The following is a 10562-nucleotide window of genomic DNA, read 5'->3' as shown; positions in this document are numbered from 1 at the left end:
AACCTCTTGACCAAGGATATTATAAATCTTCAATTTAACCCGACTACGACAATTAAATATAGCATACCGAATACAGAGCGGGTTACATTGAAGATTTATAATATCCTTGGTCAAGAGGTTGCAACCCTTGTTGATGAGGAACAGAAACCAGGCGTTTATGAATTGAAGTTTGATGCTTCAAATCTTGCAAGCGGTGTTTACTTCTATAGGTTAAAAGCAGGTGGATTTGTTGATATTAAGAAGATGGTTTTGGTTAGGTGAATGACTCACCCTCTATCCCCCTCTCTACTGATGTGGGGAGGGGGAACTTAACTCGCCCCCTATCCCCCTCTCTATTAGAGAGGGGGGGATGGGAGTGGGTGGGTTAATATATTTTTAATTTCCTCCTCTGCTGATGCGGATATGGAGGGAAAGAATGGCGAGTAAATTAAAAAAAACACTAAGGCTGATCATGTTTATCTTTAGAATTTTTACCCTTATTTTCATCTTCGCTCAATTTATTCTCTCTCAAACGGTTCCAGTTACATTCTACTATAAGCCTCAAACGCCGGTTAATGCTGTTTTCCTTGCAGGTTCCTTTAATAATTGGGGAAATAATGTTAATGGAATCGTCTCAGATACGAGATTTAAGATGAATTACGATGCTGTTAATGATGTGTGGTATAAAGTTGAAAATCTTGGCATTGGTACCCATGAATATAAATTTGTTGAAGATAGAAATAACGATGGTAAAGGTGAAACTTGGATAACTGACCCCAATAACCCGAGAATTAATTATTCAAATTTTAACAACTCAATTATCATCGTCTCAGACCCGATGGTTTTTCATCTTTTGCCAAAGCATGGAACGATAACGAATCGTGACCAGCCTGAAATTTCTGCTTATATTTTTTACTCTTCAGGAACAACCGTTTCAGAGATTAATCTTTATATAGATAACGAGCTTATTCCAAATGGAATTACATATTTTAATCCAGGAAGTCAAAGGTTCAGTTACATCCCAGTTCAGCCTCTTTCAAATGGTCAACATTTTATAAAGCTTGAGGTTAAAACAACCACAGGAAAAACCGCTTTTGATACATCAAAGTTTACTGTGGATGTAACATACAGAGTTTATCAGGCTGAATATGAATTTATATTTGATCCAAGAAGTTCGCGAAATTCTTACAGAAATATAACTTCGGTTAGCTTGCGTGGTGAGTTCAATAACTGGGGGGAAGACCTGATGCAATATGATTCTCTTCGTGCTGTGTGGACGAAGACTTTGAAATTGACTGAAGGGGAATATGAGTATAAATTTTATCTTAACGGCTCAATATGGACTGCTGATCCTGACAATCCGATAACGCGGGGGACTTATGGAAATTCGGTCGCTTTTGTAAGCAGGGTATTGAAGCCGTATTTTAAAATTTTAAATCCACCTAACGGGAAAATTTATGTTGATACCGTAAATTCAATTAATGTTTTGGCAAAAGTTTTTGATAGCTCAAGGGAAAAGGGCATTAACCCAAACAGTGTAAAAGTTTATCTTGATGGAGTTTTAGTTCAATCAAGTTATGATACAGTCACAAAAACAGTTACAGCACAAATTAATAACTTAACACCCGGAAGACATGAATTAAAATTTGAAGCAAGCGATAAAGAAGGCAATTATGGGGTAACTTATTCAACATTTGGTATTTATCCTCCGAATTCGGGATTTCACTATGTTGATAACACAAATGATGACATTGGCGATGGTGATTATGTCTATCCGAACGGATTTTTGCCAGGTTCTTGTGATATTCAGGAGTTCAAAGCATACGCTAATCAAAGTCAAGATACTATTTTCTTTGAGATAAAGTTAAGGGATATAACCAGAAACACAGCTCTTGTTTTTTTAATAAACAGTTCAATTGATAATTTTATACCTGATCCATTTTCAGCGGAGGTTAAAATTCCTGACTTCAGCGACCGTGGAATTTATATTATTTTCACCCCTGGCGTAAATAGAAGTGAATTTAACGCCATATACACTAAAATCTCTCCCCTCGTAAAGAGCAGAAACATTTCATATAACCCCGATGCTATAATATCTGACACTTTGAGATTCCATCTTGCGCTTGATGAAATTATAAATTACCTTGGGTCGTTCAGCGGGAAACTTTATTATACGGTTTATTCATTCCTTATTGATACGCTTGGAAATCCAGTTAAAATCACATCAACAAATGGTGGAAGTGATCAACCTGGAAATCCGAAAGTTTTTGATATCGCTTTTATTGATGATGCTATACAAAAGAAGATTTTAAGTTATTATGTTGTCGGTTCTTCCCCAATTCTTGCGACGATAGATAACGAATGGAGAGGTTTTGCAGGGATCACGCCAGATCAAATCGGGATTGATATGAGCGGTATTCCGATTGTTAAAATTACAACACAACCAAGAAAAACAAGAAAATCTTCAATCGTAATACGAGGTGAGATAACACATCAAGATGGGACTCCGGCAAGTGAGGTAACTTATATTGAACTATTTGTTAATGGCAATAGAGGGACATTTGGCGCATCAAATGGTAAATTTTCCGTCACTGTTAACCTTGTTGAGGGGGATAACATAATCCAGGCGAAAGCAACAATAGGGAATAAATCGGGTTATTCAAATAAAGTTAACATTTACAGAGTTGTTGAACATAAACCATTTGCAAAAATTAAATTTATCCTTGGCGATTCTAACATAACCCTTGATGCGGGGGAGAGCACGGATCCTGATTCAGACCCATTGACATTCATCTGGTTTGCTGATTCAACTAATCCAGAGATTATCCCGGGTGTAAATGGTTCAACAGCACAAAATATAACAATTCCAAAACCCTCAAGCCCAGGAGAGTATTATTTTACCCTCATTGCCAGAGATCCGTCTGGAAATGCAGATACAACACGAAATTATTTTGTAGTTAAATCTGATGGGAACATCCATCTGCCGGGATATGCGGATAACCCATCTTGGGTGAAAAATGCGAGAATGTATCTTATCTTTCTTCATTCCTTTACTCAAGATGGCACAATAAGAGCAGCGACACAAAAGCTTGATTATGTAAAATCAATGGGATATAATGTAATTTGGCTTATGCCAATAATGAAAAATCAATACACAATTGATGCAGTTGGCGGTGGATATGGAATTGTGGATTTCTATCAAATTGCCTCTGAATATGGAACGATGGATGATTTCAAAGAATTTCTTAATAAAGCTCATTCACTTGGAATAAAAGTTATCCTTGATATAACCACGAATCATGTTGCTGATGGTCATCCCTGGATTCAAAGTATACGAAGATATAAACAAGATTCACCATATTGGGATTTTGTTCAGCATGTTATTTTTTCACACGGCGAAGAATTACCGCAGTCCTATGCACCTGATTCCGCTTATGTTCGGTATGCTGATTGGTCACTTGCAAATTTAAATTGGGCTGATGTTGATTTGAGAAGTTATATGCTTGATATGTTAAAGTGGGTGAAAGATGTTGGAGTTGATGGGTTTAGGTTTGATGTTTACTGGGGACCTCAAAGAAGATATGGTGAGCAAAACTTCGGAGTTCCAATTAGAAATACCTTAAAGCATGTTAAACCAGATATTCTACTTCTTGCAGAAGCTGCTGGAACTGGTCCTGGAACTGAGGTAATCTATGCAGATCAAGGTGGCGGGGTTGATGTTGCCTATGATAGAAATATGTGGAGTGTGTTTAGAAATGCTTATTCATTAAGCTTGAGTGAAATAAATGATAAAGCTACAAATTACGGTTATTACCCGGGTCCAAATTCACAATATCTGCGGTATATGGAAAATCAAGATGAGTCAAGAATTGCTTTTATTTACCAAAGTGATTTGAGAAAAACAAAGCCACTTGCAACGATTCTTTTCACTTCTCCGGGGATACCGCTTGTCTACGCTGGTCAAGAGGTTGGTTTTGGAAATGGAATGGGAGAATTTGAAGGTAGAAGATTTAAAATCAATTGGAACGACACCGATAAAGAACTTTTACAAGCACACTATCAACGTCTTGCTTTTATAAGAGATAAGTTTCCCGCCTTCAGAAGCAGAGAACATCAGATGCTTAACACCGGTGATTCAAAGGTTTATGCGTATGTTAAAAGATATGAAAATCAAAATGGGCTTGTCGTTGTGAATCTTTCAGGCGATGTTAAGAACATTAACTTGAACATCAGAGATTATGTTTCGTTCACGGGCGGAGTTCAGTCTGGAAGGAATTATTACCTTAATGATTTGTTATCAAATAGCTACACTCTTTTGAATGGCGATGCCTTACAGAATATTTCTGTAACACTTGAACCTTACGGCTCAGCCGTTTTCACAGTTTCCATAACTCGCGATACCGTTTCAGTTCCACCAATTGTCTCGGTTGAAAATGATTTCGGTGAAATTCCGGTAAATTTCAAACTTTATCAAAATTATCCAAACCCATTTAATCCATCAACTTTTATTGAATTTGATATACCTGAAAGAACAAGAGTGAAGCTTGCAATATATAATGTGCTGGGACAGGAAGTTAAGGTTTTAATTGATGGGGAACTTGAGCCAGGCAGACATAAAATTAAATTTGATTCCAACGGTTTGCCAAGCGGAATTTATTTTTATCGTTTGTCTTCCAACGGTTTCAGTCAGATACGAAAAATGGTGTTGATAAAGTGAAAAACTCTTCATAAATCCTCGGCGATGGTTAATTAAAAATTAAAATACCTTTACGAAATGTTTTATATCTTCTTTCTTATCTTCTTCTTTACGCTTCCATTATTTTCCCAGCCAAGTTTTGAAAATGGTTATGTTGTGTTTAAATTTTATGCGCCTGAGGCTAATTCAGTTGCTATTGCTGGAGATTTTAACGGGTGGAGAAAAGATGATTTATTAACAAAAGATGATAACGGAAATTGGTATGGAAAATTTAAAATCAAACCCGGACTTTATCAATATAAGTTCATCGTTGATGGCAGATGGATGCTTGATCCAGCTAACCCTGTAAAGGTTGAGAATTTTAATAAAACTGATTTTAATTCCGTTTTCGTTTTATCTTACGATTGGAAAATCCTTCTTCAATCGGAGCCAGATGCTAAACCAAACCCTGAGGATATTTATCCGAAAACAAACCGAATTTATCTCAATATAATCTGGCATCAACATCAACCTTCTTATCTTGATCCCGAAAAAGACCAATTGCAGGGACCTTGGGTTAGAACTCATGGAACAAAGGATTATTACGATATGGCGAGCATGCTTGAAAATTATCCCGATATCCATGTAACTATAAATCTAACATCTTCTCTGCTTTATCAGTTAGATGAGTATTATGTCAAAAGATTAAAACCATATTTTGACCCGAAAAGGAATAGAATTGACACGAAGCGATATTTCAAAGATGGTGTTAAAATTGATCCATGGATTGATTTGATGTTAAAAGATTCGGAGGAATTTACGGACTTTGAACTTGGTTATGTTTACAAAAATTCATGGAATTGTTTCAGCGTAAGCGAGGTCGTGATGAGCAGATTTCCAGAGTATGAACAATTGAAAAATAAAGATCCTAAACATTATACGCCTGAAGATATCCGAAAAATAAAATTTTTCTTTTATTTAGCAAATTTTGATCCCGACTTTTTGAATGGAAAGGTGAAACTTGCGAATGGATTTGAGGTTGATATAACTGACCTTATCCAAAAGAAGGGAGACAAGTATTACCTTAAAAGAGAGATCACTGAAGATGATTGTAATCGGATTGTTGCTGAAACATACAAAATTTTATCCGCAATTGTTCCTATACATAAAAAATTAATGTATGATCCCGTTAAAAAAACGGGGCAGATTGAAGTTATAACAACTCCATTTTATCACCCAATTTTGCCTTTAATTTATGACACAGATATTGCGAAAATTTGCCAGCCTATGGATAATTTACCAGAGAGATTTAGTTATCCCGAAGATGCGGATGCTCAAGTTAAAAAGTCAATCGCATATTATCAAAAAATTTTCGGAAGAAAACCTCTCGGGATGTGGCCAGCGGAAGGAGCCGTGGCTGAACAAATTATATCTGTTTTTGTGAGAAATGGAATAAAATGGATAGCAACGGATGAAAAGGTTCTCGCAAGATCAAAACCAGAAAATCAACCCTTTTACTATCCTTATTCTGTTGATGAAGATACCGTTTATGGCAATAAAGATGAAGCGAAGTCATTACTTATTGTTTTTAGGGATACGCGACTTTCTGATGCAATCGGATTTACATATCAGAACTATGAACCTGAAGTAGCAGCAGATGATTTTATAAGATATGTGTTAAGTTTTGCCCCTGAAAACCCATTTGAGGAAAGATTGATCACTGTTATACTTGATGGTGAAAATGCATGGGAATGGTATAGGAAAGATGAAGACGGTAAAGCTTTTTTAAACGCTCTTTACCGAAAATTGAGTAAATTACATAAAAATGGACAAATCATAACTGTGACATTAAGCGAATGGATTTACGGAAATCCAATGCGTGGTGTTAAGGCTCATAAAATCACATCGCATCAAGAACTTGAACCACTTTGGCCGGGTAGTTGGATAAATGCTAATTTTGATACCTGGATCGGCGAGGAAGAGGAAAATTTAGCTTGGGAATATCTTTCAAAAGTTAGAAAAGATGTTGAGAAACTTAAAATTCAGCGACCAAATCCTTTTTTAGATTTGCCAAAATCAGGGACGAAGGAATATTTTGAATATAAAGCCTGGGAATCGCTTTACTCCGCTGAAGGTAGCGACTGGTTTTGGTGGTATGGTAAAGATCAAACGGCACTTGGTGGAGATGAACCATTTGATGTTGGTTTTAGAACTCATCTAATCAATGTTTATAAATTTCTGCAAAAAGCTGGTTACAATGTAAATGTTCCAGAATTTTTGTTAAAATCAATTTTGAAATGAGATGAAAATTGTGAAGTTGGTTTCAATTGCGTTAATGCTTTTTTCCCTCGTCTCATGTTCTTCAAATAACCCAAGTCAAATCCGAATAGTCATCTGGCATCAGAAACCCCACTTTAACATATCAAGCATATAACTTCTCAAATCAACATCAGCCCAATTTAAATTTGCAAGTGACCAATCAGCATACCGAACATAAGCGGAATCAGGTGCATAGGACTGCGGTAATTCTTCGCCGTGTGAAAAAATAACATGCTGAACAAAATCCCAATATGGTGAATCTTGTTTATATCTTCGTATACTTTGAATCCAGGGATGACCATCAGCAACATGATTCGTGGTTATATCAAGGATAACTTTTATTCCAAGTGAATGAGCTTTATTAAGAAATTCTTTGAAATCATCCATCGTTCCATATTCAGAGGCAATTTGATAGAAATCCACAATTCCATATCCACCGCCAACTGCATCAATTGTGTATTGATTTTTCATTATTGGCATAAGCCAAATTACATTATATCCCATTGATTTTACATAATCAAGCTTTTGTGTCGCTGCTCTTATTGTGCCATCTTGAGTAAAGGAATGAAGAAAGATAAGATACATTCTCGCATTTTTCACCCAAGATGGGTTATCCGCATATCCCGGCAGATGGATGTTCCCATCAGATTTAACTACAAAATAATTTCGTGTTGTATCTGCATTTCCAGACGGATCTCTGGCAATGAGGGTAAAATAATACTCTCCTGGGCTTGAGGGTTTTGGAATTGTTATATTTTGTGCTGTTGAACCATTTACACCCGGGATAATCTCTGGATTAGTTGAATCAGCAAACCAGATGAATGTCAATGGGTCTGAATCAGGATCCGTGCTCTCCCCCGCATCAAGGGTTATGTTAGAATCGCCAAGGATAAATTTAATTTTTGCAAATGGTTTATGTTCAACAACTCTGTAAATGTTAACTTTATTTGAATAACCCGATTTATTCCCTATTGTTGCTTTCGCCTGGATTATGTTATCCCCCTCAACAAGGTTAACAGTGACGGAAAATTTACCATTTGATGCGCCAAATGTCCCTCTATTGCCATTAACAAATAGTTCAATATAAGTTACCTCACTTGCCGGAGTCCCATCTTGATGTGTTATCTCACCTCGTATTACGATTGAAGATTTTCTTGTTTTTCTTGGTTGTGTTGTAATTTTAACAATCGGAATACCGCTCATATCAATCCCGATTTGATCTGGCGTGATCCCTGCAAAACCTCTCCATTCGTTATCTATCGTCGCAAGAATTGGGGAAGAACCGACAACATAATAACTTAAAATCTTCTTTTGTATAGCATCATCAATAAAAGCGATATCAAAAACTTTCGGATTTCCAGGTTGATCACTTCCACCATTTGTTGATGTGATTTTAACTGGATTTCCAAGCGTATCAATAAGGAATGAATAAACCGTATAATAAAGTTTCCCGCTGAACGACCCAAGGTAATTTATAATTTCATCAAGCGCAAGATGGAATCTCAAAGTGTCAGATATTATAGCATCGGGGTTATATGAAATGTTTCTGCTCTTTACGAGGGGAGAGATTTTAGTGTATATGGCGTTAAATTCACTTCTATTTACGCCAGGGGTGAAAATAATATAAATTCCACGGTCGCTGAAGTCAGGAATTTTAACCTCCGCTGAAAATGGATCAGGTATAAAATTATCAATTGAACTGTTTATTAAAAAAACAAGAGCTGTGTTTCTGGTTATATCCCTTAACTTTATCTCAAAGAAAATAGTATCTTGACTTTGATTAGCGTATGCTTTGAACTCCTGAATATCACAAGAACCTGGCAAAAATCCGTTCGGATAGACATAATCACCATCGCCAATGTCATCATTTGTGTTATCAACATAGTGAAATCCCGAATTCGGAGGATAAATACCAAATGTTGAATAAGTTACCCCATAATTGCCTTCTTTATCGCTTGCTTCAAATTTTAATTCATGTCTTCCGGGTGTTAAGTTATTAATTTGTGCTGTAACTGTTTTTGTGACTGTATCATAACTTGATTGAACTAAAACTCCATCAAGATAAACTTTTACACTGTTTGGGTTAATGCCCTTTTCCCTTGAGCTATCAAAAACTTTTGCCAAAACATTAATTGAATTTACGGTATCAACATAAATTTTCCCGTTAGGTGGATTTAAAATTTTAAAATACGGCTTCAATACCCTGCTTACAAAAGCGACCGAATTTCCATAAGTCCCCCGCGTTATCGGATTGTCAGGATCAGCAGTCCATATTGAGCCGTTAAGATAAAATTTATACTCATATTCCCCTTCAGTCAATTTCAAAGTCTTCGTCCACACAGCACGAAGAGAATCATATTGCATCAGGTCTTCCCCCCAGTTATTGAACTCACCACGCAAGCTAACCGAAGTTATATTTCTGTAAGAATTTCGCGAACTTCTTGGATCAAATATAAATTCATATTCAGCCTGATAAACTCTGTATGTTACATCCACAGTAAACTTTGATGTATCAAAAGCGGTTTTTCCTGTGGTTGTTTTAACCTCAAGCTTTATAAAATGTTGACCATTTGAAAGAGGCTGAACTGGGATGTAACTGAACCTTTGACTTCCTGGATTAAAATATGTAATTCCATTTGGAATAAGCTCGTTATCTATATAAAGATTAATCTCTGAAACGGTTGTTCCTGAAGAGTAAAAAATATAAGCAGAAATTTCAGGCTGGTCACGATTCGTTATCGTTCCATGCTTTGGCAAAAGATGAAAAACCATCGGGTCTGAGACGATGATAATTGAGTTGTTAAAATTTGAATAATTAATTCTCGGGTTATTGGGGTCAGTTATCCAAGTTTCACCTTTACCATCGTTATTTCTATCTTCAACAAATTTATATTCATGGGTACCAATGCCAAGATTTTCAACTTTATACCACACATCATTAACAGCATCGTAATTCATCTTAAATCTCGTATCTGAGACGATTCCATTAACATTATTTCCCCAATTATTAAAGGAACCTGCAAGGAAAACAGCATTAACCGGCGTTTGAGGCTTATAGTAGAATGTAACTGGAACCGTTTGAGAGAGAATAAATTGAGCGAAGATGAAAATAAGGGTAAAAATTCTAAAGATAAACATGATCAGCCTTAGTGTTTTTTTTAATTTACTCGCCATTCTTTCCCTCCATATCCGCATCAGCAGAGGAGGAAATTAAAAATATATTAACCCACCCACTCCCATCCCCCCCTCTCTAATAGAGAGGGGGATAGGGGGCGAGTTAAGTTCCCCCTCCCCACATCAGTAGAGAGGGGGATAGAGGGTGAGTCATTCACCTAACCAAAACCATCTTCTTAATATCAACAAATCCACCTGCTTTTAACCTATAGAAGTAAACACCGCTTGCAAGATTTGAAGCATCAAACTTCAATTCATAAACGCCTGGTTTCTGTTCCTCATCAACAAGGGTTGCAACCTCTTGACCAAGGATATTATAAATCTTCAATGTAACCCGCTCTGTATTCGGTATGCTATATTTAATTGTCGTAGTCGGGTTAAATTGAAGATTTATAATATCCTTGGTCAAGAGGTT

General features: G+C 36.4%; 5 protein-coding genes. 3 read left to right on the top strand and 2 right to left on the bottom strand.

Annotation, left to right across the window (positions count from 1 at the left end):
- From AT685_RS06030 to AT685_RS06020, 3 genes are all read left to right on the top strand, one after another.
- The coding region (locus AT685_RS06030; RefSeq protein ID WP_143713148.1) for a T9SS type A sorting domain-containing protein at nt 1-261 on the top strand (261 nt) is incomplete at its 5' end.
- Between the two features lie 154 nt (nt 262-415).
- The gene (locus tag AT685_RS06025) at nt 416-4696 is read left to right on the top strand and encodes an alpha-amylase family glycosyl hydrolase (protein WP_159420491.1); all 4281 of its coding nucleotides are present in this window, start codon (nt 416-418) and stop codon (nt 4694-4696) included.
- A 57-nt stretch (nt 4697-4753) separates the two neighbouring features.
- Entirely contained in the window at nt 4754-6955 is a 2202-nt protein-coding gene (locus AT685_RS06020; protein ID WP_072151946.1) for a hypothetical protein, read from the top strand.
- Nucleotides 6956-7054: 99 nt separating this feature from the next.
- Here the strand turns inward: AT685_RS06020 and AT685_RS06015 are convergent, their stop codons facing one another.
- Both AT685_RS06015 and AT685_RS06010 read right to left on the bottom strand, forming a co-directional pair.
- Nucleotides 7055-10147 (bottom strand): alpha-amylase family glycosyl hydrolase, encoded by a 3093-nt coding sequence (locus tag AT685_RS06015; protein ID WP_159420490.1) that lies wholly within the window; start codon nt 10145-10147, stop codon nt 7055-7057.
- Nucleotides 10148-10301: 154 nt separating this feature from the next.
- On the bottom strand, nt 10302-10562 hold a 261-nt coding region (locus tag AT685_RS06010; protein WP_143713148.1), incomplete at its 5' end, for a T9SS type A sorting domain-containing protein.

Source organism: Candidatus Kryptobacter tengchongensis (assembly GCF_001458555.1).
In the GTDB taxonomy this organism is placed as follows: Bacteria; Bacteroidota; Ignavibacteria; order Kryptoniales; family Kryptoniaceae; genus Kryptonium; species Kryptonium tengchongense.
Note: the sequence above shows the minus strand (reverse complement) of the source record. Positions and strands in the feature narration are given on the sequence as shown.

Excerpts from the sequence above, each read along its gene's own strand:
- AT685_RS06025 (WP_159420491.1), top strand. The coding sequence starts at position 416 with ATGGCGAGTAAATTAAAAAAAACACTAAGGCTGATCATGTTTATCTTT.
- AT685_RS06020 (WP_072151946.1), top strand. The coding sequence starts at position 4,754 with ATGTTTTATATCTTCTTTCTTATCTTCTTCTTTACGCTTCCATTATTT.
- AT685_RS06015 (WP_159420490.1), bottom strand. The coding sequence starts at position 10,147 with ATGGCGAGTAAATTAAAAAAAACACTAAGGCTGATCATGTTTATCTTT.